Source organism: Hyphomicrobium nitrativorans NL23 (assembly GCF_000503895.1).
Lineage (GTDB): Bacteria > Pseudomonadota > Alphaproteobacteria > Rhizobiales > Hyphomicrobiaceae > Hyphomicrobium_C > Hyphomicrobium_C nitrativorans.
Genome location: NC_022997.1, coordinates 2,136,335 through 2,162,562 on the forward strand (window position 1 = coordinate 2,136,335; position 26,228 = coordinate 2,162,562).

A 26,228-nucleotide genomic window follows, 5' to 3' on the forward strand; every position below is an offset into this window, starting at 1 on the left:
CCGCCCGGGATGACAGCCGAGGGGGACACGCTTAGAGCGCGTCGCCGGTGAACTGGCTCACGCGGCAGGGCGTGGCCTTGAGCGAAAGGTCCTCGCAAAGACGGCGGGCCTCGTCGACGGTCGGCATGGGGCCGACGATCAGATCGTAGCTCTCGTTGGGTCCCGAGCCGGACGCGACGTAGCGGGGCGCGAGGGCGCGGAAACTGTCGGCGTGGCGTTCCGACAGAAGCGTCCAGGAGAGGCGCAGGCTATCGACCGAGGGGCCTGTGGCGATCTGGACGCCGATCATGTTGCGGGTGCCCGGCGGCGGATCGGATGGCGGGGTCGCGGCCTGCTTTACGACCGGGGCGCCGAAGGTGATTTCCGAGCCGGCGCCAGTGGCCGGTGCGGAAACGCTGCCGGTCTCGACGCGGGACTTCGCTTTGGCCTCAGCCTGCTTGGCTGCTTTGGACGTTTCGCCCGCGTTCTTGCGGATGGGAGCGGGGAGCGCCGCCGTTTCCGTCGGAGGCTGCTGGCCGGTTGCGGCGGTGTCCTGGCCGCGGGCTCCGTTGGCTTCGGCAACGCGCGCGGCGCCGTCGGGCGATGTCTCAAGCGTGGCGATGCGGCTCAACAGCTCGCTCGTGACGTCGGTCTGGTTCGACACCTGCGCGCGCATTTCGATCAGCTCATTGCGGAAGAGATCGATGGTATCGCGCAGCGTGCGGACCTCGGCGGCAGTTTCGGCGAGGGTTTCCGGACCGTCGCCGTAGGCTGCGTGGTCGGACGCGCCGAGAACCCCCGCGACCGTTGCGGGCTGCGTGACGATAAGGCCGAGGTAGACCAAAGACAGGGCCGCGAGGACGGTCCAGACCGTAACGTAGGGTGTGAACGTCCGGCGCCCTGTCTCGGGCGAACTTGGTTGTGGCAGGTGTTTTTCTGTCATGACCTTGCTTTCCGAACCTCTCGCGCCTCGCCTCCCTTGGCTCCGATGAGGGAGCCCGGGCCCCCGCCGGCATTCGGCGAGGCGCACTTCTGATCTCGAAAGTTGGTGTCTGAGTCGGGCCTTAAGGGTCAACGCGGTGGGGCGATGCAACTGTGGACGGTTTGGGGATAGCCGCCCTCTGTTGTGGATGGGCCCCGCATTTGCCGCCCTGACCTCGGTGGCAATTGCGAAGGAGCGTTGCTGGCGATAGCGTCTGGCCCGATTCTGGCGTCGATACAATTCGGAGTGCTCCATGAGCCGACCGCTGCTGACCGTCGTGCTTGCTGCCGGCAAGGGGACGCGCATGCGTTCCGATCTGCCGAAGGTGCTGCACCGCATCGCGGGGCGCTCCATGCTGGGGCATGTGCTGGGGCTCGCGAAAGCGGTCGGCGGGGAGGCGCTCGCGGTCGTGGTGGGGCCCGGGATGGAGCGCGTGCGCGACGAAGCGGTGAAGGCTGCGCCCTCGGCGCAGGTGTTCGTGCAGGAGCGCCAGCAGGGAACGGCGGACGCGGTGCTGGCTGCGCGCGATGCGATTGCGGCGCATCGGGGCGATCTTCTGGTGCTGTTCGCGGATACGCCGCTCGTGACGCCCGAGACGGTGCGTGCGCTGCTTGGAGCGCTCGACGGCGGCGCGTCCGTCGCTGTGCTCGGCTTCGAGGCGCGGGAGCCGGGGAGCTACGGGCGGCTTGTCACCACGGTGGACGGGGATCTCGTCGCGATCCGCGAAGCGAAAGACGCGACGGACGACGAACTCAGGATCCGGCTCTGCAATTCCGGCGTGATGGCGTTTCGGCTCGACGCGCCGCTGGATGTCCTGGATGCCATCGGCAATGGGAATGCGAAGGGCGAATATTATCTGACGGATGCGGTGGAGATCGTGCGCTCGCGGGGCGGGCGTGCGGCGGCCGTCGCGTGCGAGGAGGACGAGGTGCTCGGCGTCAACGCGCGCACGGAACTCGCGCAGGCGGAAGCGATCTGGCAGCGCCGGGCGCGGGCGGCGGCGATGGCGGAGGGGGTGACGATGATCGCGCCGGAGACGGTGTGGCTGTCGTTCGACACCGCTCTCGGGCGCGACGTCATGATCGAGCCGAACGTGTTTTTCGGGCCCAAGGTGACGGTGGGTGCGGGGGCCGAGATCAAGGCCAATTCGTATCTCGAAGGCGCCGAGGTGGGCGAGGGGGCCCGGATTGGGCCCTACGCGAGACTGAGACCCGGCGCGGTGCTGGGGCAAAAGGTGCACGTCGGAAATTTCGTCGAGGTGAAGAACACGACGATGGGCGACGGCGCGAAGGCGAACCACCTCGCGTATCTCGGAGACGGTGCGATCGGGCTGGGGCCAACATCGGCGCGGGCACGATCTTCTGCAACTACGACGGTTTCTTCAAACACAAGACCGAGATCGGGGACGGTGCGTTCGTCGGCTCCAACTCGGCGCTGGTGGCGCCGGTGAAGATCGGAGCGGGCGCCTATGTCGGCTCGGGAAGCGTGATCACCAAGGACGTGAGTGAGGGGGCGCTTGCGCTCGAACGCAGCGAGCAGGAGGAGCGGCCGGGGTGGGCTGCGAAATTCCGCATGCTCATGGCGCGCCGGAAAGCCGCTGCCTCGGGCCGTTCATGATCGTTAAGATTAGACATATTCTTTGATTTGAACGGGCGTGCGGGCTCCCGTACGGCATATTTCTCGCATCTGTTTGCATTTCAACGATTTGCGGCTGACGCGGGAAGACAATTCAGCGAGGGCTCTTTCATGTGCGGCATCGTTGGCATTCTCGGCGGGAAGTCCGTCGCGACCGATCTGGTCGATGCGCTGCGGCGACTGGAATATCGCGGGTACGACAGCGCGGGAATTGCGACTGTCGAAAACGGGCACCTCGACCGGCGCCGGGCTGAAGGCAAGCTCAGGAACCTGGAAACGCGCTTGATCGCGGAGCCGCTCTCGGGCCGCACAGGCATCGGGCATACGCGCTGGGCGACGCACGGGCGGCCCATCGAGCGCAACGCGCATCCGCACATGAGCGCCAAGGTCTCGGTCGTGCACAACGGCATCATCGAGAATTTCCGCGAGCTTAAGGAGCGGTTGACCGCGAAGGGGCACGTCTTCGAGACGGATACCGATACGGAAGCGGTGGTGCATCTCATCACGGACGGGATGCAGAACGGTCTCGATTCCATTTCGGCGGTGCGCGAGGCGCTCGATCAACTCAGGGGCGCGTTTGCGCTCGGGATCATCTTTGCCGGCGAGGACGATCTGATGATCGCGGCGCGGCAGGGCAGTCCGCTCGCCATCGGGCACGGCCGGGGCGAAATGTATCTCGGGAGCGACGCCATCGCGCTCGCGCCGTTCACGGATGCGATCACGTATCTCGAAGAGGGCGATTGGGCGGTGATGCGGCGTGCGGGCGCTGAGGTGTTCGACCGCGACGGCGCGCCGGTGACGCGCCCGCTCGTGAAATCGGTTGCAAGCTCGCTGCTCGTCGACAAGGGCAACCATCGCCACTTCATGGCGAAGGAAATCCACGAGCAGCCCGAGGTCATCAGCCATACGCTGTCGAACTATCTCGACATGGCGAACGGGCGCGTTTCGATCCCGGATCTCGGGATCGATCTCGCGACGGTGCCGCGCGTCACCATCTCCGCATGCGGGACGGCTTATTACGCGGGGCTCGTCGGCAAGTACTGGATCGAGCGCTACGCGCGGGTGCCGGTGGAGATCGATATCGCATCGGAACTGCGCTATCGCGAGGCGCCGCTGCCTGAGGGTGGCTTAGCGCTTTTCGTCTCGCAATCCGGTGAGACGGCGGACACGCTTGCGACGCTGCGCTATGCGCGCGCCAACGGGCAGCGCATCGCCTCCATCGTCAACGTGCGCACCTCCACGATTGCGCGCGAGTCGGATGCGGTGCTGCCGACGCTTGCAGGGCCGGAGATCGGCGTGGCGTCCACGAAGGCGTTCACGTGCCAGCTTTCGGCGCTTGCGTGTCTTGCGATTGCGCTCGGCCGCGCCCGCGGGGCGATCTCCGAAGAGCAGGAGCAGGAGCTCGTTTCGGCGCTGATCGAGGTGCCGCGATTGATCTCGACGATGCTCGTCGACGAGACGCCCTATGTCGAGCTTGCGCATCTGCTCTCGAAGGCGCGCGACGTGCTCTACCTCGGGCGGGGGTTGAGCTATCCGCTGGCCCTCGAAGGGGCGCTGAAGCTCAAGGAGATCTCCTACATCCACGCCGAGGGGTATGCCGCGGGCGAGTTGAAGCATGGGCCGATCGCGCTGATCGACGAAGCCGTGCCGGTGATCGTGGTGGCGCCCGAGGACGATCTTCTGGAAAAGACGATATCCAACGTTCAGGAAGTCGCGGCGCGCGGCGGGCAGATCGTGCTGATCTCCAACGCGGATCCGGAAAAGATCGGCTGCGAGCTGGCCGCCCACATCAAAATTCCGGACGCCCACCCGCTGACGTATCCGCTGATATCTGCCGTGCCGGTGCAACTTCTGGCCTACCATACCGCCGTTCTGATGGGCACGGACGTGGACCAGCCGCGGAATTTGGCGAAGTCGGTGACGGTGGAGTAGATCGAAGGGGTGGATGACGGGGAAAAGGGCCGCGTTTCGCTGCCCTCGATTTGCCTCTTCCCTTTGCTTGACATAAACCGTGGCGGGGTGCTGCGTTTGCCACAGCGGCAGGGAATTGCGCATGTCGAATGCCACACAGGGGCAGGTAAAACCATTGCCGAGGCTTGAAATCAGGGATCTGGCGCGGCTCGGCGCGGCCATCCTCCTGGCCGTGGGCCTTACGGGGCTGCCTGCCGTTACGGGCGCCCTGGGCCAGGCCAAAGGCAAAGGCGAAGAGGCGGAAGCCAAAGGTGGCGCTGCCAACCAGCGGGCCTATTCCGCAGGCGTTCGCGCGTTCGAATCCGGCGACATGGCGACTGCCGAGAAGCAGTTGACGACGGCGCTCTCGGGTGGCGGTTTGCCAAGCGCGCAGATGGCGCGTGCACTTTATTTCCGCGGATCGGCTTCCCGCCGGCTCGGCAAGCCCGCGCAGGCTATTTCGGATCTCACGACCGCCGTGTGGCTGAAGGGCGGTCTTTCGGACGCCGAGCGCGCCAAGGCGACCGAAGAGCGGCAGCTTGCCTATCGCGAGGCTGGCTTAGGGGATACGCCGCCGCCAATCGGGGCCGCGCCTCTCGACCAGAGCCCGACGACGCCGAAGCCCGGTGCCGCGCCGCAGGCCAAGCCCGGCACGCAGGTGGCCGTTGTGGGGCCCAGCTCGTTCTGGAACAATATGTCCATGCCGTCGCTGCCGACGATTGCGATCCCGGGCATGTCGTCCTCCGCGACGCCGGCGCAGCAGTCCGCGGCGCAACCGGCCGCCGCTCCGGTGGCTGAGGTTGCTGTGGCGGCTCCGGCTCCGCCCGCCGCAGAGGCGCAGGCTCCCGCAGCCGCTCCGGTTGCCGCTCCGGCCGCAACCGCTGGCGCACAGACGTCCGCATGGGCGACGGAGACGGCACCTGCCGCCGCTCCCGCACCCCCGCAGCAGATTTCGACCGGCTTTGCGCCCGAAGCCACACCCGTTTCGACGGGGCTCAACGCCATGCCGGGCGCCTCGCCTGCGGGCGAAGGCTCGCTCGGCGGCGGCTCCACATGGAGCAACCCGCTTGCCGGCACGGGTGCGGCCGTCGGCGGCTTCTTCAGCAATATGTTCGGCTCGTCGTCAGAGGCTGCGTCCGATGCGGCGGTCACGACGGGATCGACGGCTGCTGCGGCCAGCGAATGGGGTTCGGACACGACGGTCGTGAACGCGCAGACCTCCTCCATGGTGCAGCGGGGGCCGGACAGCCCGTCCGCGCTGCCGTGGTCGGCCTCGGGCGGTCCGAGCGCCGGTGGTGCTGCCCAAGGGGCGGCCGCCCAAAAGGCTCCGGCGAAGAAGGTCGCGGCGAAAACCGGCGGCGGAAACTTCAAGCTGCAGGTGGCCTCCGTACGCTCGCGCGAGGAGGCGGATAAGCTTGCGCAGACGCTCCAGGGCTATCCGGCGGTGCGTTCGGGCGCGGTGCGGACCGAGGTGGACGAAGCCGTCATCGGCAGCATGGGCACGTTCTACCGCGTGCGGCTTGGCCCCTATGCGAACGCCAAGGAGCCGGGCGACCTGTGCCAGACCTTGAAGCCGCAGGGCTTCGATTGCCTCGTCGTGACGCAGTAGAGCCCAACGCGCCGGCTGCGGCTTGGGTGCAGCCCCTTCTTGGCGGGAGTTGACGAGCCGCACTCCAAGACCCCACCATGGTTCGCGATGACGCAATCTCCTCAAGGTAAGGGCGGGCCGGAGCGCGGCGACGACGACGGCCTCGCCACCGGGCTTCGCCATCTCGCGACCGACGACGGTGCGCCGCTGCGCATCGGTGCGCGGCTGCGCAACTATTTTCTGACCGGGCTCATCATCGTCGGCCCGGTGACGCTCACCGTCTATTTCATCTGGTGGGTGATCAACGTCACGGACGCATGGCTGAAGCCGTTCGTGCCGGCGGTGTATTCGCCCGATACCTACCTGCCGTTCTCGGTGCCGGGGATCGGGCTTCTGTTCGGCATCGTGTTCCTCACGCTCACCGGCGCGCTGACCGCAAACCTGCTCGGCCGCTCGCTGATCTCATTCGGCGAGATGGCGCTCGACCGGATGCCGATCGTGCGCAACGTCTATCGCGCGCTGAAGCAGATCTTCGAGTCCGTCGTCTCGGCGACGGGGATGCAGCAGCAGGCGTTCCAGAAGGTCGGCATTATCGAGTTTCCCTCGAAGGGGCTGTGGTCGATCGTGTTCGTGACGGGCGAGACGAAGGGCGAGATCAAGATCACGGAACCCGGCGGTGAAGAGGACATGCTGACCGTATTCATGCCGACGGGCATCGTACCGCCCACGGGCTTCATCTGCTTCGTGCCGCGCCGCAGTGTGACGCTGCTCAAGATGTCGGTGGAGGATGCGGCGAAGATCGTGATCTCGGCGGGCATGGTGGTGCCGGATTACGAGGCGCGGCTGAAGCAGCTTGCGGAGCAGGCACGGAAGGCAGGCGTTGCGGTGCCGGATCCGATCGCGGTTACGCCTAAGGAATGAGTTTTTTGTTTTGAGTGAGACAAGCTGCGAAAAGCTTCGGATAAGGGGCGTTGTGGTTTGTGGATGGCCGCGGCACTTGCCGCGGGTCGCTTTGCTCCCAGGGCGCTGCCGCGCCCGTTTTTTTGTTTGAGCGACACAAGTTGCGGGGATGACAGCTCGCGCAGGTCACGCCGCGCGGAAGAGGCGGATGGCTTCGTCGCATTCGAAGAGATAAAGCAGGCGGCGCAAGGCTTCGCCGCGCGGGCTCGTGAGGGCCGGGTCGGACGCCAGGATCATGCGAGCGTCGTCATGGGCGGCCGAGAGAAGCTCGCCGAACGTCGGCACGCCCGCGATGCGGAACTCGGCGTCTCCGCTCTGGCGCGCGCCCAGCACCTCGCCGCCGCCGCGCAGTTCGAGGTCTTTCTCGGCGATGAGGAAGCCGTCCTCCGTCTCTTCCATCATCGCGAGGCGCTGGTCGGCGGTTTTGCTCAGCGGCTCCTGGTACAGCAGCATGCAGAAGCTCTCGCGGCTGCCGCGCCCCACGCGGCCGCGGAGCTGATGGAGCTGGGCGAGGCCGAAGCGCTCGGCGTGCTCGATGACCATGATGTTGGCATTCGGCACGTTGACGCCGACTTCGATGACCGTCGTGGCGACGAGCACCTTCAGGTTGCCGTCCGCGAAGGCGGCCATTGTTGCGTCCTTGGCGGTGGCGTTCATGCCGCCGTGCAGGAGGCCGATGCCCTCTCCGAGGGCTTGCGTGAGATGCGCGTGGCGTTCCTCGGCGGCGGCGAGGTCGGAGACGTCCGAGCTTTCGATCAACGGGCAGACCCAATAGACCTGCGCGCCCTCGGCGAGTTGCGCGCGGACGCGGGCGATAAGCTTTTCCAGGCTGGCGTTTGGGATCTTGCGCGTGGTGATCGGCTTGCGGCCCGCGGGCTTCTCGGTGAGGCGCGAGACTTCGAGGTCGCCATAGTGCGTCATCAGAAGCGTGCGGGGGATCGGGGTGGCCGTCATCACCAGCATGTTGGCGCCGCCGTTGCCCTTGCTTTGCAGCGCGAGGCGCTGGTGGACGCCGAAGCGGTGCTGCTCGTCGATGACGGCGAAGGCGAGATCGCGAAAGGCGACGTCGTCCTGGAACAGAGCGTGAGTGCCGATGAGGATATTGATCTCGCCGGATGCGAGGCGGCTTAGAAGCTCCGTGCGGGCGCGGCCTTTCTCGCGGCCGGTCAGGAGGCCGATGGTGAGGCCGGTCGCGTTTGCGAGCGGTGCGATGGTCTCGGCGTGCTGGCGGGCGAGCACTTCTGTCGGCGCCATGAGGGCCGCCTGTGCGCCGGCTTCCACCGCGACCGCCATGGCGAGAAGCGCGACGACGGTTTTGCCGGAGCCGACATCGCCTTGCAGAAGGCGGAGCATTCGGCGGGGGGCGGCCATGTCGGCTTCGATCTCCGCGAGCGCAGACGACTGTGAGCCGGTGAGTGCGAAGGGGAGTGCTTCTACAATCTTCTGGCGCAAACGGCCGTTGCCCCGAACGGAGCGTCCGCTTTGGCCCTTGAAGCTTTCGCGCACGATGGCGAGCGCGAGCTGGTTGGCGAGCAATTCGTCGTAGGCGAGGCGCTGGAGGGGCGCGCTCATGGGCGAGACGTCGGCAGCGTCGTCCGGCGTGTGCAGGCGGCGGAGCGCGTCCGCAAACGTGGGCCAGCCCTGCTGCTTGAGCCAGCTCGGGTTCTGCCATTCGGCGAGGTCGGGGGCGCGGGTGAGCGCCTGCCGGCTTGCCTTGAACAGCGCCTTGCCGGAAAGACCGGCCGTGAGCGGATAGACGGGCTCCAGCAGGGGGAGATCGTCGCGCGCTTCGGGAGCGACGATGTAGTCGGGGTGCGCCATCTGCAAGGTCTCGCCGTACCGCTCGACGCGGCCCGAGACGTATCGCTCGGCGCCGACGGGCAACTGGCGTTCGATGAAAGAGCGTTCGGTGCGGAAGAAGACGAGGTCGAGGCGGCCGGTCTCGTCCTCGGTCGCGATCTTGTAGGGGGCCTTGGTGTTGCCGCGCGGGGGCGGCTTGTGCTTGAGGACGCGGACCTTGAGGGTTGCGATGGTGCCGGGCACGGCGGCGACCACCGTCGGTTCGGCGCGCCGGTCGATGACGCCGGTGGGCAGGTGCCAGAGCAGGTCGACCACGCGAGGGCGCGTGACGCCGGGCGGCAGGCGCAGCGCCTTTTTCAGAAGCGTCAGGACGTGCGGGCCTACGCCCTTGAGGACGTTGGCTTCGGCAAACAGAGGGGAAAGCTCGTCGGGCCGCATGGCGATCTTGAAGACACCCTGTTTCTGTTCCGGGCGTCACGCGGCCGCGGCGGCTCTTGCCCCGCCATGGGCTGACAGGTCCCGGAGAGGGCGTTATATGACACCCTGGACGGGCGCGCGCAAAGTGCGGCCCGCTATTATAGCGTTCGATCCGATCCCACTTGGATCAGATCTGACGCTATAGATCTTTAATGAGACCGATGATTCACGCTTCGGATTGGTAGGGTCCGAAGCGATCATGGTCTAGCCCGGTTTTCTGAGCATGAGCGACGAATTGGAGGTTCGGCGCCGCCGCGCGCTATGGCGTGCGGGGCACCGCGGGACCAAGGAGCTGGACATTCTCGTTGGCCGCTTTGCGGACGCGCGTCTTGCGGGCATGTCTCTCGACGATCTTGAGGGCTTCGAGCGCTTTTTGAAGGCGACGGAGCCTGAGATCCAGCACTGGCTGCTGGGGCCCGAGGGCGGCGCGGCGGGAACCGAGTTTGCCGACGTGGTGGACGAAATCCGCAGGTTCCATGGGCTCGCGTGAGGGGGCGCTGCGCGTACGACGGAAAAGTTTAAGGCACGGACAATGAGCGAGCGAGCGGACTTGATTTTTACGGGCGTGCCGGAGGGGCTGGACGCGCTCGTGCTCGCGCGCCTTGTCGAGGAAGCGACGCGGGCGGATGCGCCGGGCGTTCTGGTCCATGTCGCGCGCGACGACCGGCGGCTCGAAGCGCTCGAAGGGCAGCTCCGCTTTTTCGCGCCGAAGCTCCGGGTTTCCGCGTTCCCCGCGTGGGATACCGTGCCTTACGACCGCGTGGGGCCGAATGCGGAGATCGTGGGCAAGCGCATCACGACGCTGTCGCGGTTTGCGCTGGGCGTGAAAGAGCCCGTCGTGGTTCTCACGACCGTCAATGCCGTGCTGCAGCGCGTGCCGCCGAAATCCTACGTTCGCAACGCGATGAAGAGTTTTGTGCCCGGCCAGCGGGTGGATCTCGACCGCCTGGTGCAAAGCCTGTCGCTTGCCGGCTATACGCGCACCGGCACCGTGATGGAGCAGGGCGAGATGGCGGTGCGGGGCGGCATCGTCGATCTCTTCCCGCCGGGGCGACTCAATCCGATCCGGCTCGACTTCTTCGGCGACACGCTCGAAAGCATCAAGACGTTCGACGCCGAGACGCAGCGGACATCGAAATCCGTCAAGAAGCTCGTGCTGATGCCGGTGTCGGAGGTCGCGTTCGGGGATGCGGCCGTTGCGCTGTTCCGCTCGCGCTATGTGGAGCTGTTCGGCGGGGCGACGGGCGACGATCCGCTCTATGAGGCCATCAGCGCGGGGCATCGCTATTCGGGCGAGGAGCACTGGCTGCCGCTGTTCCACGAGACGCTGGAGACGCTGTTCGACTATGTAGGCGACGCGCCGGTGAGCTTCGATCATCTGGCGGATGAAGCGGTGGCGCATCGGTTCGATCAGATCAACGAGCATTATCTGGCCCGCACCGAAGGTCTCGAAGCCGAGCGGTTCGGCGCGCCGCCCTATAAGCCCGTGCCGCCCCAGCAGATGTTCCTCGACAAGGCCGCGTGGGGGAAGGCGCTTCAAGGGCGCAAGATCGTGCGGCTGACGCCGTTCGAGATGACAGAGGGCGAGGGCGTGCGCCCGTGGCGCGGTAAGGGCGGGCGCTCGTTCGCGCCCGAGCGGCAGAACCCCGACGCGAACGTGTTCGATGCGGTTGTCGGTCATGTGAAACAGATCCAGGCGAACCATCGCCGCGCGTTGATTGCGGCGTGGACGCCGGGCGCGCGGGAGCGGCTGTCGTCGCTGCTTGCGGACCACGGGCTCAAGGCGGTGGCGAAAGTCGAGGGCTATGCGGATGCGCTGGCGCTGGAGCCCGGCGTGACGGGTCTGGCGGTGCTGGGCATCGAGCAGGGTTTCGAGACGCCGGAACTCGCGGTCATCGCCGAACAGGACATTCTGGGCGACCGGCTCGTCAGGCCGCGGCGCAAGGCGAAGCGTGCTGCCGACGTGCTGACGGAAGCGACGAGCCTTTCGGTCGGCGATCTCGTCGTGCACGCGGATCATGGCATCGGGCGGTTCGCGGGCCTCAAGACGATCACGGCGTTGGGCGCGCCGCACGATTGCCTCGAACTCAAGTATCACGGCGGCGACACGCTCTATCTGCCGGTCGAGAACATCGAGCTGCTGTCGCGCTTCGGCTCCGACGACGGCTCGACGCAGCTCGATCGTCTCGGCGGCGTGGCGTGGCAATCGCGCAAGGCGAAGCTCAAGAAGCGCCTGCGCGAGATGGCGGGCGAACTGATCAAGATCGCGGCGCTGCGCCAGCTTCGCGAGGCGCCGGTGCTCGCGCCGCCTGCGAGCGCTTACGACGAGTTCGTGGCGAGCTTCCCCTACGAGGAAACCGAAGACCAGGCCGCCAGCATCGAGGCGGTGCTGGGAGATTTGCAGGCGGGCCGTCCGATGGACCGGCTCGTGTGCGGCGACGTGGGCTTCGGCAAGACGGAGGTCGCGCTCAGGGCCGCGTTCGTGACCGCGATGAACGGGCTGCAAGTCGCTATCGTGGTGCCGACGACGCTGCTTGCGCGCCAGCACACGCAGACCGTGCGCGAGCGCTTCAAGGGGCTGCCGCTGAAGATTGCGCAGGCGTCACGCTTCGTGTCTCCGAAAGAGCTTGGCGAGGTCAAGGACGGCATCAAGACCGGGACCGTCGACATCGTGGTCGGCACGCACGCGCTGCTCGGCAAGCAGATCGAGTTTCAGCGGCTCGGGCTTATCGTGATCGACGAGGAACAGCACTTCGGTGTGACGCACAAGGAGCGGCTGAAGCAGCTCCGCGAGGACGTGCACGTGCTGACGCTGTCCGCGACGCCGATCCCGCGCACGCTGCAACTTGCGTTGACGGGCGTGCGGGAGCTGTCGCTGATCACCACGCCGCCGGTGGACCGGCTCGCGGTCCGCACCTACATCTCGCCGTTCGATCCCGTGGTGCTCACGGATGCGTTGAAGCGCGAGCGCGACCGAGGCGGGCAGACGTATTACGTCGCGCCGCATATCTCCGACCTCGACAGCGTGGCCGAGTTCCTGGCCGAAGCCGTGCCGCATCTCAAAGTGGCGCGCGCGCACGGACAGCTTTCGCCGGGCGAACTCGAAGACGTGATGACGGCGTTCTACGAGGGCAAGTACGACGTTCTCCTCTCGACGGCCATCGTGGAAAGCGGCCTCGACGTTCCGAACGCGAACACGCTGATCGTGCATCGGGCCGATATGTTCGGGCTTGCGGCGCTCTATCAGTTGCGCGGGCGCGTGGGCCGGTCGAAGCGGCGCGCGTACGCCTACTTCACGACGCCGCCGGGGAAGGCGCTCACCGAAGGCGCGGAGAAGCGGCTCAAGGTGCTGCAGTCGCTCGATACGCTGGGCGCGGGCTTCTCGCTCGCCTCGCACGATCTCGACATCCGCGGCGCTGGCAACCTGCTCGGCGAGGAGCAGTCGGGGCATATCCGCGAGGTGGGCTTCGAGCTTTACCAGTCGATGCTGGAAGAGGCGGTTGCCTCGATGAAGGGCGGCGACCTGGACGACGCTGCCGACAAATGGAGCCCGGAGATCGCAATCGGCGTTTCGGTGCTGATCCCGGAAAGCTACGTCACGGATCTGCAACTCCGGCTCGGGCTTTACCGGCGTCTCTCGTCTCTCGAAACGCGCGCGGAGATCGACGCGTTCGCGGCGGAGCTGGTGGACCGCTTCGGCGAGCTGCCGGCGGAGGTCGATCACCTGCTCGATGTCATGGAGATCAAGGGGCTGTGCCGGGCTGCGGGCATTGCGCGCGTCGATGCGGGGCCGAAGGGCGCCGTCGTCACCTTCCATCGCAATACGTTCGCCAACGCGCAGGGGCTGGCGACGTTCCTGCAGCTCTCGCGCGGGCAGGCGCGGTTGCAGCCGGACCACAAGCTCGTGTTCAAGGGTGCGTGGGATCAGGCGGACGTGCGCTTCAAGGGCGTGCGCCAGCTCGTCTCGGCCCTCGCGAACATTGCGGCGAAGGGCGCCGAGGCGGCTTAGGGACCCATTGTGGCGTCCGCCCCTCATGCGGCATGTCTCGAAACAACCGCCGTGCGCCGCAGGGGCAGAGGCCGTTTCGGCCAAGCTTCTCGATCAGCGTCACATCGCCCGTTTCGGACCATGGCGTTGCCGCCCGTCAAGCCGTTCGCCGCCGGGCGCTCTCACTTAGTTGATGTGGACCCTTCGAAGGCTCGCTATATGTCAGTGCGGATACAAAAAGTGATTCGGTGCCTTAGCAAGGGGATACCCCAAATTTGGGGGGAGCTGCCCGCTGAAAACGCAGGCGCACAGGCAGGATGCTGAAGCCCCGCTTTCGGGGACGGCGAAGGTTGCCGCGCTTCTCCTTGCGATGAACAGGCAGATTGCGACCCGGGTTCTTCAGCATTTCGACGAAGATGAGGTCAAGATCGTCGCGCAGGCCGTGAATGATCTTGGCTCCGTTCCAAAGGATACGGTTGACGGGATCATCGAGGAATTCGCTCACGAAATAAAGTATGGCTCAACGCTGACGGCGACAACGGAGAAGATCCAAGGGCTTCTGGAGGGCGTTTTCAGTCCCGATCAAATCGCGGCGATCATTGCGCAGACAGGAAGCAAGTCGGCGGGCGCTGTCTGGAAAAAGCTGCATGAAATCCAGGAGGCGGCGCTCACTCAGTACCTCATGAAGGAACATCCGCAGGTCATTGCCCTGGTCCTGTCGCGTGCGGACGCCGCAACATCGGCCAGCCTGCTCAAGATGCTGCCGCGGGCTTTGTCGCACGACATCGTGGGGCGAATGCTGAGCTTGAGGCCCGTCGCCGAACGCCCGCTTGCCCTGCTCGAAATCTCCTTTCTTCAAGATCTCGTTCTCAACGGGCGGCGGGACTCGGATTTATCGCCCCACACCCGGGTGGCGCAGGTCATCAACAAGATGGACCGGAAGGTGATGGACGAGTGCCTGCAGGCCATCGCATCGTCGAACGAGAAGGATGCCGAGCTGATACGGCAGCAACTCTTCACCTTCGACGATCTGGGCAAACTGGCGCCGGCCGCCCTTGTCACGGTGTTGGATACGGTCTCCCCGGATGTCGTTGTCAAGGCGCTCTACGGTATTGCGAAGGCGTTCCGGGAGCAGATCCTGCAAGCCGTTCCGAGCCGTTCCCGACGGGCAATCGAAGCGGAGATCGAAGGCGGCCCCACTCCAAGCACGCGCAATGCCGTGAAAGCTCAGCGTGTCATTGCAGATATCGCACTGGAATTGATCGAGCGCGGGGTCATCGAGGTCGGAGGCGAGGACGCCGAGGATGACGAACCCACAACGTAGCCGTGCGGCTCGGTGGGGTACATTTTCCGATCCCATCGCAACACCTGTTCGGCAGAGACGGAGCGAGAGGCCGTCAGCCTGGTTTGCTTGCGATCGCCGGATGCGCGAAAAACAGGTTCCGGATCACATGCGGACGAGGCCCGCGCGCCTGATCTTGCCGTTTGCGGTGCGGGGCAGCGCGTCGACGAAGCGGATTTCGCGCGGGCATTTGTAGGCGGCGAGCCGTTCGGTCGCGAAGGCCATGATCGCGTTTGCATCGCGGGGCGCATCGTCCTTCATGACAACGAAAGCACCGACGATGTGCACGTCCGCGCGCACGGCAAGCTCGGCGCAGGCGACTTCGGCGATGCCGGGATGGGCTGCGAGGACGGCTTCCACTTCAAGCGGCGAGACGCGATAGCCGAGCGCCTTCATCACCTCGTTGTTGCGGCCCGTGTGGGTGATGTAGCCATCGGCATCCATGGTGCCGAGGTCGCCGCCGACGAACCACTCTCCGCGCGTGACTTCGGCCTGCTCGGCTGCGCGGTTCCAGTAGCCGAGCATGAGGCCACGGTCGGAGCGGTGGACGGCGATGAGGCCTTCGGTCTCCGGGGGCAGCGGCTCGTCCGGACCGTCGACGGGAAGGATGACGACGTTGCGGCCTGGTTGGGCTTTTCCGACGGTGCCGGGTCTGCGCGGCACGGTGGGGCTGGTCGAGATGTAGGTCGAGAGCTCGCTCATGCCGAGCCCTTCGTGGATCTCGCGCCCGGATCGCGCGGCCCATTCGTCGAACAGGCCGTGCGGGGGCGCTTCGCCTGCCATCAGGCCGTGACGCAGCGAAGGGATCGCTGCGGGTGTGACGTCGGCGTATTTGAGCATCTGGCGGAAGACGCCGGGGACGCCCGCGAAGAGGGTGGCGTCGGTGTCGCGGATCAGGCGCGGCCAGAATGCCGGATCTTTTTCGCCGGTATAGATGATGGCGGTTGCGCCGTTGGCCCATGGGTCGGTGAGGCCGACGCCGAGGGTGAACGTCCAGTTGAAGGCGCCCGCATGCAGGACGCGGTCGTCTGGGCGGAGGCCGTACCAACCCTGGTACATGGGGCGGCGGCCGATTGCCGAACGGTGGGCGTGCAGCACGCCTTTCGGGCGGGCCGTCGTGCCGGAGGTGTAGATCAGGAAAGCCGGGTCTTCGGCGCGGGTCGGTGCATAATCGATGCGCGGGCCTTCGCGCATCATGCGGGCGATGTCGTCGGGCGAGAGGAGGAGGGGTGCGGAGGCAAGCGCCGAGGTGTCGAGCGGCGAGAGGCAGGCAACCGCCGCCGCGCCGCTGTCTTCAAGCAGGAAGAGCGCTTCGGGCTCGGTGAGCTGGTTCGATGCAGGGAGAGCCACGAGACCGGCCGCGATGACCGCAAAGAAGAGGACTGCGTACGCGCTCGTGTTGTCGAGGCGGATCAGCACGCGGTCGCCGGGCTTGAGACCGGCTTGGCGGAGCGCGCCCGCCGTGCGCAGGACGGCGTCTTCGAGGTCGGCGTAGGTCCAGATCTCGGCAGGCGGCGCGCCGGGCGCCGCGATGACGAGCAGCGCGGGCTTGGTGGGCGTGGCCAGGGTGCCTGCTTCGAGGCAGTAGCGGGCCATGTTGAACGGCGGATTTTCAGCGGGGGTATAGAACGGCGTGATCATGGCCGGGCTTTTAGCGCAAAACACCGTGTGCGTCCTCGCGCACACTGCCGCTCTGTCGATCAGGCTTAATTCCGCGGGCCGACCCACCAACTGTCGACGTTGAAGCCCGAAAGCGGCGTCGTTTCGGGATGTCCGAGGCGCTTCCACGAGGCCACCCACTGGGCGGGCGGATGGAAGAGCGGGATAACGTAGTGGCCCGAAAGCAGGACGCGGTCGAGGGCGCGGACGGCCGAGACGAAATCCTCGTCGTCCTTGGCGGCGAGCATGGCGGCGATCATCGCGTCGGCGGCAGGGTTCTTGACGCCCGCATAATTGAACGATCCCGGATTGTCCGCAACGCCGGAGGACCAACGGAAGAGCTGTTCGTTGCCTGGCGAGAGGGATGAGGGCCATGTGAACTGGATCATATCGAAATCGTAGTTGCGCAGCCGCTGCTGATACTGGGCGCTGTCCACGACGCGCACGCGCGCTGAGATGCCGATCTTCGCGAGATCGTTCACGAAGGCGCCGAGCAGGCGCTCCTGGCTGATGTTGGCGGCGAGGATTTCGAAACTGAGCGGGCGTCCGGTTTCTGTGTGGACGAGGCGGCGGTTCTTCAATTCGTAGCCCGCGGCTTCGAGCATCTCGTAGGCGCTGCGCGCGTTCGTGCGATTGTGGGGTGTGCCGTCGCTTTCGGGAACGCGGTAGGTGCCGTCGAGGATCTCGGGGAGCACGGCATCGGAGAACGGCGCGAGGAGTGCGCGTTCGCGCGCGTCGGCGGGCTTGCGGGCGGACGAGAGCATGGAGCGCTCGAAATAGCTCTCGGTGCGTTTGTAGAGGCCGTGAAAGAAGCTCTTGTTGACCCATTCGAAGTTGAAGAGGTGAATCAAGGCTTCGCGCACGCGCGGATCGGAGAACACGGTGCGCCGCGTGTTGAAGACGAGGCCCGCCATGCCCGCCGGTAACGCGATCGAAATTTCCTCGCGCTGGATGCGTCCGTCACGAGCGGCGGGGAAGTCGTAACCCTTGGCCCATAACGCGGGATCGTCCTCGTTCCTGAGGTCGATGTTGCCGGTGCGGAAGGCTTCGAACTGGGCCGAGCCGTCGCGGTAGTAGTCGAAGCGGATCTCGTCGAAGTTGAAGCGTCCGCGGTTCACCGGCAGGTCGCGGCCCCAATAGTCGGGATTGCGTACGTAGGTAATCGAGCGGCCGGGGCTCACGTTCGCGATGCGATAGGGGCCCGAGCCGACGATGGGCGTGAGCGTCGTTTCCTCGAAGCGTTCGGGGTCGATCAGGTGGCTTGGCAGGATCGGCATCAGGCCGAGGATGAGCGGAAGCTCGCGGTCTTCGGCATCGGCAAAGACGAAGCGGACGGTGTGGTCGTCGAGAGCTTCGGCTTTGGCGACCTTGCGATAGTAGGTGCGGAAGTTCGGGCGGCCTTTGTCGCGCAGGATCTGGTGAGAGAACAGCACGTCCTTGGCCGTGATCGGCGTGCCGTCCGAGAAGCGCGCGCGCTCGTCGAGGTGGAACGTCACTTCGCTGCGGTTCTCGGGGACGGTGATCTCGCGGGCGATGAGGCCGTAGAGCGTGAACGGCTCGTCGAGGCTTCGCGCCATCAGGGGTTCGATGACGAATTCGCGGATGCCCTGGACGGTTTCGCCACGGACGATCATCGGGTTCAGATTATCGAAGGAGCCGGACGAGCCGAGCGTGATGCGTCCGCCCTTGGGGCGTCCGGGGTGACGTAGGGGAAGGCTGCAAAGCCCGGCGGAAGATCGGGCTCGCCGTGCATCGAGATGGCGTGCGTGCGCGAGGCCGCGGCGGGGGCCGGTGCGGGGGCGGGCTCGGGACGCGCGGTGCCTGGCGCCAGGAGCGTCACGAGGCCCATGAGCCCGGCGAAGATCAGTCTCTTCACGGAAGTTCTCTCCTGCGGGGGCGCCGCAACACCTTGGAATTGCTGGCAGCCGGTGCAGTCCGTAGCACACCTCCGCGGCGGGGACATGGCGGATGCGGGAATTTCGCCTGCGTGGCGGCTTTGCCACTGGCGCCGACTTTTGCTCTGTGTACGATTGCGGCCGTGTTTCCGTGGCCACGGGATTGCCGCATTCCAGGCTTTAGTGCCGGGCCGGATGACGCTTTGACGCGTCAGGACGCGCGCGCCCTGGAATTGCCGACCGAGTGCCGCGGAGTGGGGTCGAGCCGCGAGGCGGGGTTTGCTGGCGGCTCCTGGACTGGCTCATAACGAAAGGTCGATTTTCCTATGTCTCATAGAGATGGCATTGCAACGGGCTTGAGGCGCGGTGCGGCGGCGGGCGGCGTTGCTCTCGCGCTCATCCTTGGCATGACCGCGCACGGTGGTCTCGCGATCGCGGACGATGCCAAGAAGGCAGAGGCTGCGGCGCCCGAGGGCCGCCAGAGCGCATGGGTCAAGCTGTGCGAAAAGTCTCCGCTCGTTCGCCGCGAGAAAGAAGGCGACGAGGTTAAAGAGGTGAAGGAAGAGAAAGACATCTGCCTCACCCACCACGAACGCCTCGACGGCAACTCGGGCATGGTTCTCGTCTCGGCCGCGATCCGGCAGGTCGAGGGCTCCGAGCACGAGCACCTCATGATCATGGTGCCGCTCGGCATGGCAATCCCGCCGGGTCTCAAGGCTGCCGTCTACAGCAAGGAGCAGTGGGAGAAGGCGGCCAAGAACGAGCAGGTGGACGATGCCGAGCTGAAGCCTGTCGATCTCAAGTTCTCGCTCTGCCACGCTTCAGGCTGCACGGCCGAGGTCGAGGCGACGAAGGAGATCATCGAGCAGATGAAGACGGGCGGCGGCATGATGGTGCTCGCCATGAACGCGCAGGCGCAGCCGGTGGGCTTCCCCGTTCCGCTCGACGGTTTCGGTGATGCGTTCAGCGGCCAGCCGGTCGACAATGAAGAATACAAGAAGGCGCGCGGGCAGTTGATGGCGCAGATCCGCCAGCGTCAGCAGGAAGCCTACGAGAAGTGGAAGGAAGAGCAGATCAAGCTGTTGCCTCCGCAGCCCGGCGCCGAGGGCGTTGCTGGCGCCGCCGCCGAGAAAAAAGAATAAAAGGTCCGCTTGTTGGACAAACGAAAAACCGCCCGGAAACGGGCGGTTTTTTGTTTGTCTGTTTGTTTTCGTACACAAGCTGAGAGAAGCATCGCATAGCAAGCGTGGTGCTATGTGGATGGCCGCGCCACTTGGCGCGGGGGCGCCGTCGCGCCCCGAGCGCCTTCGGCGCTATTTACGCATCAAACCGCAATACTGAAGAGAAACGGCTGCGAAGCAGCCCGGGAGCAAGGCGACCCGGCGCAAGTGCGCCGGACATCCACAAAGCAGAACGGTTCTTATCCGAAGCTTCTCTCAGCTTGTGTCAGCTCATAACTCAGTGCGGCTGGATGAAGACGGCGCGGTAGCGGCCGTCCTCGTCTTCGACGAAGTAGTCGCTGAGCTGGGGATGGCGCAGGGGCTCGCCGCTGGTGTCGGGGAGCAGGTTCTGCTCGGAGACGTAGGCGATGTATTCCGTTTCGTCGTTCTCGGCCAGCAGGTGGTAGAAGGGCTGATCCTTGACGGGCCGGATCTCGGCCGGAATCGACTCCCACCAGTCCTCGGTGTTGTTGAACACGGGATCGATATCGAACACCACGCCGCGGAAGGCATAGACGCGATGGCGCACGACCTGGCCGAGCGCATACTTCGCGCGGCGCACGGCCGGTTCGGCGGTACGCTTGCGACGGCGGCGGCGCGTCGCGGGGGCGGCTGATTTGCGCGGTGGCATCGGTGGTTCCCTACGAGGGCTCATTCGAGGCGAGCACTCCCTGGATGTCAATAAAACTCGCGAATAGAGTTGATGCGGCTCGTCGGCCGGGCTGCGTCAGAAGCCGTAGACAGCGGCGCGCTCGGGATCCTTCGTGGCGACGAGGCGTGCGAGATCCACGATGACCTTGGCCTGCTTCCAGGTTGCGTCGTCCTGCATTTTGCCGTCGATCATGACCGCGCCGGTGCCGTCGGGCATGGCCTCCAGAATGCGCCTGGCAAAGGCCACTTCCTTCTCGTCCGGCGAGAACACGCGCTTGGCGATCGCGATCTGCGAGGGATGCAGCGTCCATGCGCCGAGGCAGCCCTGGATGAAGGAGTTGCGGAACTGCGCTTCGCACGCGGGGCCGTCTGAGAAGTCGCCGAAGGGGCCGTAGAAGGGCTTCAGGCCGTAAGAGAGACATGCGTCGACCATACGGCCCACGGTGTAGTGCCACAGGTCCTGCTGGTAGCGCGCGCGGGCTGCGGCGACGTCGCCGTCCGCGTCGGCAAGAACGGTGTAATCGGGATGGCCGCCGCCGACGCGTGTCGTCTTCATGCCGCGGGAAGCCGCAAGGTCGGCCGGGCCGAGGCTCATGCCGTGCATCCGCGGCGAGGCGGCCGCAATGGCTTCCACATTCTTCACGCCCTCGGCCGTTTCGAGGATGGCGTGGATCAGGATCGGCCGCGTCACCTTATGGCGGGCTTCGAGCTGCGCCAGGAGCTGATCGAGGTAGTGGATGTCCCACGGGCCCTCGACCTTGGGCAGCATGATCACGTCGACCTTGTTGCCGGCCTCGCGGACGATTTCGGTGACGTCGTCGAGCATCCAGGGCGAGTTGAGGCAGTTGATGCGCGTCCAGAGGCCCGTCTGCCCGAAATCGTTTTCGAGCGCCATCTGGATGAAGCCGCGGCGGGCCGCTTCCTTGTCGCCGACGGGGATCGCATCTTCGAGGTTGCCGAGCACAACATCGACGTCGGCTGCGATGTCCTTGATCTTGGAGCGAATTTTCTCGTTGTGGGGCGGCACGAAGTGGATCATGCGCTCAAGCCGCACGGGAAGGGCACGGTAGGGCTCGGGGGCTCCGATGGCCAGCGGCGCGAAGTGTTTCTGCGGCGTACGGACGGCGCTCATTAGGCAAACCTCGGGAGTGATATGGGGAATAGGTGTGTCTCAGGCGGCGCACTCTAGTGGCCGGGTCCTGAGAGTCAACGCGGGGGGATGCCGCCGTCCGGGGCGGTTCAGCTCGCCCGCCCGTTCGGAACGGCGCCGTTCGCCTTCTTGCCCGGTTCGCGCCAGTCGACGATGTCCTCGCGGACGGCGTGGAGCGAGCGGTAGGGAAGCGGGATGCGCACGTCCGAGGTTTCGCCGAGGCGGCGCTTGAACTGGATGGTGCGGATCATCTCGCGGATGCGGGGCGCGATCTCGGTGCGGAAACGGGTGCCGGAGAAGGTGCCGTAATGGCCGACGCCGGGCTGGACGTAAGCGTAGTGCTCGTCGACCGGAATGTTGGGGCAAAGGTCGTGGGCCGCCTGCGTCTGGCCGAGGCCGCAGATGTCGTCGCGCTCGCCTTCCACCGTCATGAGAGCGGTCTTGCGGATCGCGGCGCAATCCACGGGCTTGCCGCGGTGGGTCAGTTGGCCCTTCGGCAGCAGATGATCCTGGAAAACCGTCTGGACGGTCTGCAGGTAAAACTCCGCCGGCAGGTCCATCACCGCGAGATATTCCTCGTAGAATGCCTTGTGCTGGGCGACGCTGTCGCAATCGCCCTTCACGAGGTTCTCGAATAGCTTCATGTGCGCTTCGGTATGGCGCTCCAGGTTCATGGTCATGAAGCCCGTGAGCTGGATGAAGCCCGGGTAAACGCGCCGGCCGACACCTGCATTAGGGAACGGCACGTAGTTGATGACGTTCTGCTCGAACCAGGAGAGCGGCTTCTCCTCGGCGAGCTTGTTGACCTGGGTCGGATTGCGGCGCGTGTCGATGGGGCCGCCCATGAGCGTCATCGAGGCAGGTTGGCAGGGATCATCATTCTCTGCCATCACGGCGGCTGCGACGAGCGCGGGCACGGCGGGCTGGCAGACGGCCATCACATGCGTGTTGGGACCGAGGAACTGAATGAACTCGATCAGGTAGTCGACGAAATCGTGTAAGTCGAAGCCGCCCTCGAAAACCGGGATGTCGCGCGCGTCCGTCCAATCGGTGATGTAGACGTCGTGCTCCTTGATCATTTCGTCCACGGTGCCGCGAAGCAGCGTGGCGTAGTGGCCCGACATCGGCGCGATGAGCAGCAGCTTGGGGTCGTGGCGCTTGCCTGCGACCGCCTCGTCGCGCTCGAAGCGCATGAGATTGCAGAACGGCTTCTGGAGAACCACGTCCTCGCGCACAGGAACGGTGAGGCCGTGGATCTTGGTTTCCTTGATGCCGAATTCGGGCTTGCCGTAACGGCGCGTGATGCCTTCGAACACTTCGCACGCGGCCGCCATCGATTTGGCGAGTTCGGTGCCGGAGAACGGGTTAAGCGGTGTCTCAAGCTGGGCCTTGAAGGCGCGCGTCATGAGACGGACGGGATGCATCAGCGCGTGTGCAAACTCGTAGGTATGATAGTGCATCAGCGTGGCTCTCCCGACAGCCGTTCACAGTGCAATGCAGCAGGGTGCCAGAAAAACGTCAAGCATTCCGTCATATTAAGGACGCATTTGCTGAGCTGCGGTGCAGAATAGTGCTTATTCTTTAGGCTATTGCCTCGCATTAGGCGGGTTGACCGAGGAATGCTTAACGCGGCAGCATCGTTGCGATGCACAAGAGGTTTTCGGCGCCGTCTGCGAGTCGCGCCGAGGCCTGCGATTTCGGGTTCGAGGTCCAGCCGGGCATGGCCATTCTCACGAGCCTTCATCATGTGACCCGCTATGCGTACGATCGCGCGATAGCGCTCGGGCCTCAGATCATCCGTCTGCGGCCGGCGGCGCATGCACGCGTGCGGATCCCGAGCTATTCGCTGACGATCACACCGGCCAAACACTTCATCAACTGGCAGCAGGATCTCTACGGCAACTGGCTTGCGCGCTGCGTGTTCCCCGAGAAGACGAGCGAGTTTCGCGTCAGCGTCGATCTGCTCGCCGAGATGGCGGTGATCAATCCGTTCGACTTCTTCGTCGAGAGTTTTGCGGAGCGTGTCCCGTTCGCATATCCGGCCGATCTTGCGCTCGACCTTGCGCCGTATCTCGCAACGGACGCGCCGACGCCCAAGCTCGACGCGTTCCTCGGAAGTGTTGTGCGCGAGGGGGAGAGCACGGTCGAATTTCTGGTGGCTCTCAACGGGCGTGTTGCGCGCGAGATCCGCTATCAGGCGCGTCATGCCGAGGGTGTGCAATCGCCCGAGGAGACGCTCTTGCTCTGCACGGGGTCGTGCCGGGATTCGACGTGGCTGCTCGTGAACGTGCTGCGCCGCCTCGGGCTCGCGGCGCGTTTCGTTTCCGGCTATCTGATCCAGCTCAAGCCGGATGTCGTCGCGACCGAAGGGCCGGCGGGGGCCGAAAGCGACTTCACGGATTTGCATGCCTGGGCGGAAGTGTATCTGCCGGGCGCGGGATGGGTCGGCTTCGATCCGACATCCGGTCTCGTCTGTGGCGAGGGACACATCCCGCTCGCGGCCGCGCCGCACTATCGCAACGCCTCTCCCATCAGCGGCACGGTGGAAGAGGCCGAGGTCACGTTCGGTTACGAGATGGCCGTGCGACGGGTGGCCGAGACCCCGCGTGTGACGCTTCCGTTTTCCGACGAGAGCTGGCAGGCGCTCGATGCGCTCGGCGAAGCGGTGGACGCGGATCTTGCCGCGCACGGCGTGGGGCTCACGATGGGCGGCGAGCCCACGTTCGTTTCGCTCGACGATTATCAATCGCCGGAATGGACGGTGGCGGCCATCGGGCCTCAGAAGCGCGCGAAGGCGGACGAACTGGTGCGCCGCTTGCGCGATCGCTTCGGTCCGGGCGGCTTGCTGCATTTCGGGCAGGGGAAGTGGTATCCGGGCGAGCCTTTGCCGCGCTGGGCGTTCGCGCTCTATTGGCGGCCCGACGGCACGCCGCTCTGGCGCGATGCGTCTCTCGTGGCGCGCGAGGATGACGAGACGCGGCGTACCGCGGAGGATGCGAAGGCGCTTGCCGACGGTGTCGCCGACCGCCTCGGGCTCGACGTGCGCTATGTCGTGCCGGCGTATGAAGATCCATTCCACGCGCTTGCCGAGGAAGCCAAGCTGCCGACCGATGTCGACCCGCATGACGCCGTGCTTGGAGATCGCGTCGCGCGTTTGCGGCTCGTGAGGCAACTCGACGGTGGCTTCGGTGCGCCGGCAGGCTTCGTCTTGCCGCTCGCGCGCGTGGGCGAGCGCTGGGCGAGTGCGCGGTGGCGGCTCAGGCGCGATCATCTCTTTCTCGTTCCCGGCGACAGCCCGCTGGGCTTGAGGTTGCCGCTGTCGTCGCTTGCGGCACAGGACGAGCGCGACGTCCGCGTGGTGGCCAACGACAATCCGCGTGACGAGGGCGATGCGGCCTCCCTCGTCACGCCGCCGGTGCGGACGGCGTTTGCCGTGGAGTTGCGCGACGGCAAGCTCTGCGTGTTCATGCCGCCCATCGACGTGCTGGAAGACTATGTCGCGCTTTTGGGGGCCGTGGAGGATGCCGCTCAAGCGCTCGGCCTTACGGTCACGATCGAGGGCTATCCGCCGCCCGACGATCGCCGTCTTACAAACATCAAGGTTACGCCCGATCCCGGCGTGATCGAGATCAACGTGCATCCGGCTGGCACGTGGCGGGAGTGCGTCGCCATCACGGAAGCCGTCTATGCGGACGCGCGGCAGACGCGCCTCGGGGCCGAGAAGTTCATGATGGACGGGCGGCATACCGGCACGGGGGGCGGCAATCACGTGGTGGTCGGTGGCGCGACGCCCGGCGACAGTCCGTTTCTGCGGCGCCCGGACCTCTTGAAAAGCCTCATCGTGTTCTGGCAGCGCCATCCGTCGCTATCGTATCTCTTCTCGGGGCTGTTCATCGGACCGACAAGCCAGGCGCCGCGCGTGGACGAATCCCGCCACGAGAGCCTGTACGAGCTCGAAATCGCGCTCGGTCTCATTCCACCGGCCGGCGAGGGCACGCCGCCTGCGCCCTGGCTCGTGGACCGGCTGCTGCGCAACCTCATGGTCGATCTCACGGGGAATACCCATCGTGCGGAGATCTGCATCGACAAGCTTTACGCGCCGCAGGCGCCGGCCGGACGGCTCGGGCTCCTGGAGTTTCGCGCATTCGAGATGCCGCCCGATCACCGTATGAGCCTCGCGCAGCAGCTTCTGATCCGCGCGTTGATCGCGAAGTTCTGGAGAACGCCCGAAGGAGGTCCTCTCGTGCGTTGGGGTACGGCGCTGCACGACCGCTTTATGCTGGAGCATTACGTGTGGGCGGATTTTCTCGACGTGCTCGGGGCGCTGCGGCGTGCGGGATATGCGTTCGAAGAGGGGTGGTTCGAGGCGCAGCGGGCGTTCCGTTTTCCGTTCTATGGCTCGGTCGAGCATGGCGGCGTGACGCTCGAAGTGCGGCAAGCGCTGGAGCCGTGGCACGTGATGGGCGAGGAGGTCTCGGCGGGCGCGACGGCGCGCGCGGTCGATTCGTCGGTGGAGCGGCTGCAAGTGAAAGCGGCGGGGTTCAATCCGCGCCGCCATGTGCTGGCGTGCAACGGGCGGCGCGTGCCTTTGGCCTCGACCGGGCGCTCGGGCGAGTTCGTCGCCGGTGTGCGCTTCAAGGCGTGGCAGCTTCCCTCGGGGCTGCATCCCGCCATCGCGCCGCACGCGCCGCTCAGGTTCGACGTGCTGGATACGTGGAGTAGCCGCTCGCTCGGCGGATGCGTCTATCACGTCACGCATCCAGGCGGACGCCATTACGAGACGTTTCCCGTCAACGCCTATGAAGCCGAGGCGCGCCGCCTTGCGCGTTTCGATGGACAGGGACATACGCCGGGGATTGTCGCGATCCCGCAGGCGGAACCGAACGACGAATATCCCGCAACGCTCGACCTCCGCCGCGCACCGCCGAAGTGAGCGTCGCCATGCTCGCGCT

16 protein-coding genes and 1 pseudogene are annotated in these 26,228 nt (G+C 65.8%); 9 read left to right on the forward strand and 8 right to left on the reverse strand.

Going from position 1 to position 26,228, the window contains the following annotated elements; translation table 11 throughout:
* Positions 1 to 31 precede the first annotated feature (31 nt).
* Positions 32 to 922, reverse strand: a complete 891-nt coding sequence (locus W911_RS09970) for a hypothetical protein (RefSeq protein WP_023787417.1) — start codon at positions 920 to 922, stop codon at positions 32 to 34.
* 292 nt (positions 923 to 1,214) lie between these two features.
* Here W911_RS09970 and glmU point away from each other — a divergent pair.
* The 4 genes and pseudogenes from glmU to W911_RS09995 all read left to right on the forward strand — a co-directional run bounded on the left by glmU (position 1,215) and on the right by W911_RS09995 (position 7,055).
* Positions 1,215 to 2,578 (forward strand): annotated as a pseudogene (glmU, locus tag W911_RS09975) (bifunctional UDP-N-acetylglucosamine diphosphorylase/glucosamine-1-phosphate N-acetyltransferase GlmU).
* 129 nt (positions 2,579 to 2,707) lie between these two features.
* Complete coding sequence (gene glmS / locus W911_RS09980; RefSeq protein ID WP_023787418.1) at positions 2,708 to 4,528, forward strand: glutamine--fructose-6-phosphate transaminase (isomerizing); 1,821 nt, start codon at positions 2,708 to 2,710, stop codon at positions 4,526 to 4,528.
* A gap of 121 nt (positions 4,529 to 4,649) precedes the next feature.
* The gene (locus tag W911_RS17400; RefSeq protein WP_144083576.1) at positions 4,650 to 6,155 is read left to right on the forward strand and encodes an SPOR domain-containing protein; all 1,506 of its coding nucleotides are present in this window, start codon (positions 4,650 to 4,652) and stop codon (positions 6,153 to 6,155) included.
* Positions 6,156 to 6,242: 87 nt separating this feature from the next.
* Positions 6,243 to 7,055 carry a DUF502 domain-containing protein gene (locus tag W911_RS09995; RefSeq protein WP_023787420.1) on the forward strand — a complete coding sequence of 271 codons (813 nt, stop codon included), beginning with the start codon at positions 6,243 to 6,245 and terminating at the stop codon, positions 7,053 to 7,055.
* 165 nt (positions 7,056 to 7,220) lie between these two features.
* Here the strand turns inward: W911_RS09995 and recG are convergent, their stop codons facing one another.
* Positions 7,221 to 9,332 carry an ATP-dependent DNA helicase RecG gene (recG, locus tag W911_RS10000; protein WP_023787421.1) on the reverse strand — a complete coding sequence of 704 codons (2,112 nt, stop codon included), beginning with the start codon at positions 9,330 to 9,332 and terminating at the stop codon, positions 7,221 to 7,223.
* Positions 9,333 to 9,594: 262 nt separating this feature from the next.
* Between recG and W911_RS10005 the strand changes: the two genes are divergently transcribed.
* From W911_RS10005 to W911_RS10015, 3 genes are all read left to right on the forward strand, one after another.
* A complete protein-coding gene (locus W911_RS10005) occupies positions 9,595 to 9,861 on the forward strand; it encodes a succinate dehydrogenase assembly factor 2 (RefSeq protein WP_023787422.1) in 267 nt (88 codons plus the stop codon).
* 42 nt (positions 9,862 to 9,903) lie between these two features.
* Positions 9,904 to 13,380: a transcription-repair coupling factor gene (gene mfd, locus W911_RS10010; protein ID WP_023787423.1), complete on the forward strand. Its 3,477-nt coding sequence runs from the start codon at positions 9,904 to 9,906 to the stop codon at positions 13,378 to 13,380.
* Positions 13,381 to 13,651: 271 nt separating this feature from the next.
* Positions 13,652 to 14,683, forward strand: coding sequence for a flagellar motor switch protein FliG (locus W911_RS10015; protein ID WP_081717701.1), 1,032 nt, complete (start codon positions 13,652 to 13,654; stop codon positions 14,681 to 14,683).
* Between the two features lie 123 nt (positions 14,684 to 14,806).
* Here W911_RS10015 and W911_RS10020 read toward each other — a convergent pair whose 3' ends face one another.
* The 3 genes from W911_RS10020 to W911_RS18745 form a co-directional block, all read right to left on the reverse strand.
* Positions 14,807 to 16,342 (reverse strand): class I adenylate-forming enzyme family protein, encoded by a 1,536-nt coding sequence (locus tag W911_RS10020; RefSeq protein WP_023787425.1) that lies wholly within the window; start codon positions 16,340 to 16,342, stop codon positions 14,807 to 14,809.
* Positions 16,343 to 16,407: 65 nt separating this feature from the next.
* Positions 16,408 to 17,994 (reverse strand): extracellular solute-binding protein, encoded by a 1,587-nt coding sequence (locus W911_RS10025; RefSeq protein WP_244438485.1) that lies wholly within the window; start codon positions 17,992 to 17,994, stop codon positions 16,408 to 16,410.
* Between the two features lie 5 nt (positions 17,995 to 17,999).
* Positions 18,000 to 18,236, reverse strand: coding sequence for a hypothetical protein (locus tag W911_RS18745; protein WP_244438487.1), 237 nt, complete (start codon positions 18,234 to 18,236; stop codon positions 18,000 to 18,002).
* A 345-nt stretch (positions 18,237 to 18,581) separates the two neighbouring features.
* On the opposite strand from W911_RS18745, the gene W911_RS10030 reads away from it, so the two are divergent.
* Positions 18,582 to 19,397 (forward strand): invasion associated locus B family protein, encoded by an 816-nt coding sequence (locus tag W911_RS10030; protein WP_023787426.1) that lies wholly within the window; start codon positions 18,582 to 18,584, stop codon positions 19,395 to 19,397.
* A 316-nt stretch (positions 19,398 to 19,713) separates the two neighbouring features.
* On the opposite strand, the gene hspQ is transcribed toward W911_RS10030, so the two are convergent.
* The 3 genes from hspQ to W911_RS10045 all read right to left on the reverse strand — a co-directional run bounded on the left by hspQ (position 19,714) and on the right by W911_RS10045 (position 22,736).
* Positions 19,714 to 20,037 carry a heat shock protein HspQ gene (gene hspQ / locus W911_RS10035; protein WP_041318328.1) on the reverse strand — a complete coding sequence of 108 codons (324 nt, stop codon included), beginning with the start codon at positions 20,035 to 20,037 and terminating at the stop codon, positions 19,714 to 19,716.
* A 165-nt stretch (positions 20,038 to 20,202) separates the two neighbouring features.
* Positions 20,203 to 21,258: an HpcH/HpaI aldolase/citrate lyase family protein gene (locus tag W911_RS10040; protein WP_023787428.1), complete on the reverse strand. Its 1,056-nt coding sequence runs from the start codon at positions 21,256 to 21,258 to the stop codon at positions 20,203 to 20,205.
* A gap of 107 nt (positions 21,259 to 21,365) precedes the next feature.
* Entirely contained in the window at positions 21,366 to 22,736 is a 1,371-nt protein-coding gene (locus tag W911_RS10045) for a polyhydroxyalkanoate depolymerase (RefSeq protein WP_023787429.1), read from the reverse strand.
* Between the two features lie 260 nt (positions 22,737 to 22,996).
* Here W911_RS10045 and W911_RS10050 point away from each other — a divergent pair, with 260 nt between their 5' ends.
* Positions 22,997 to 26,209, forward strand: a complete 3,213-nt coding sequence (locus W911_RS10050) for a transglutaminase family protein (RefSeq protein ID WP_041318330.1) — start codon at positions 22,997 to 22,999, stop codon at positions 26,207 to 26,209.
* The last annotated feature ends 19 nt before the right edge of the window (positions 26,210 to 26,228 follow it).

Bases quoted from the DNA above. Each gene is read 5' to 3' on its own strand.
- W911_RS09970 (WP_023787417.1), bottom strand. From the start codon at position 922: ATGACAGAAAAACACCTGCCACAACCAAGTTCGCCCGAGACAGGGCGC.
- glmS (WP_023787418.1), top strand. From the start codon at position 2,708: ATGTGCGGCATCGTTGGCATTCTCGGCGGGAAGTCCGTCGCGACCGAT.
- W911_RS17400 (WP_144083576.1), top strand. From the start codon at position 4,650: ATGTCGAATGCCACACAGGGGCAGGTAAAACCATTGCCGAGGCTTGAA.
- W911_RS09995 (WP_023787420.1), top strand. From the start codon at position 6,243: ATGACGCAATCTCCTCAAGGTAAGGGCGGGCCGGAGCGCGGCGACGAC.
- recG (WP_023787421.1), bottom strand. From the start codon at position 9,332: ATGCGGCCCGACGAGCTTTCCCCTCTGTTTGCCGAAGCCAACGTCCTC.
- W911_RS10005 (WP_023787422.1), top strand. From the start codon at position 9,595: ATGAGCGACGAATTGGAGGTTCGGCGCCGCCGCGCGCTATGGCGTGCG.
- mfd (WP_023787423.1), top strand. From the start codon at position 9,904: ATGAGCGAGCGAGCGGACTTGATTTTTACGGGCGTGCCGGAGGGGCTG.
- W911_RS10020 (WP_023787425.1), bottom strand. From the start codon at position 16,342: ATGATCACGCCGTTCTATACCCCCGCTGAAAATCCGCCGTTCAACATG.
- W911_RS10025 (WP_244438485.1), bottom strand. From the start codon at position 17,994: ATGATCGTCCGTGGCGAAACCGTCCAGGGCATCCGCGAATTCGTCATC.
- W911_RS10030 (WP_023787426.1), top strand. From the start codon at position 18,582: ATGTCTCATAGAGATGGCATTGCAACGGGCTTGAGGCGCGGTGCGGCG.
- W911_RS10040 (WP_023787428.1), bottom strand. From the start codon at position 21,258: ATGAGCGCCGTCCGTACGCCGCAGAAACACTTCGCGCCGCTGGCCATC.
- W911_RS10045 (WP_023787429.1), bottom strand. From the start codon at position 22,736: ATGCACTATCATACCTACGAGTTTGCACACGCGCTGATGCATCCCGTC.
- W911_RS10050 (WP_041318330.1), top strand. From the start codon at position 22,997: ATGGCCATTCTCACGAGCCTTCATCATGTGACCCGCTATGCGTACGAT.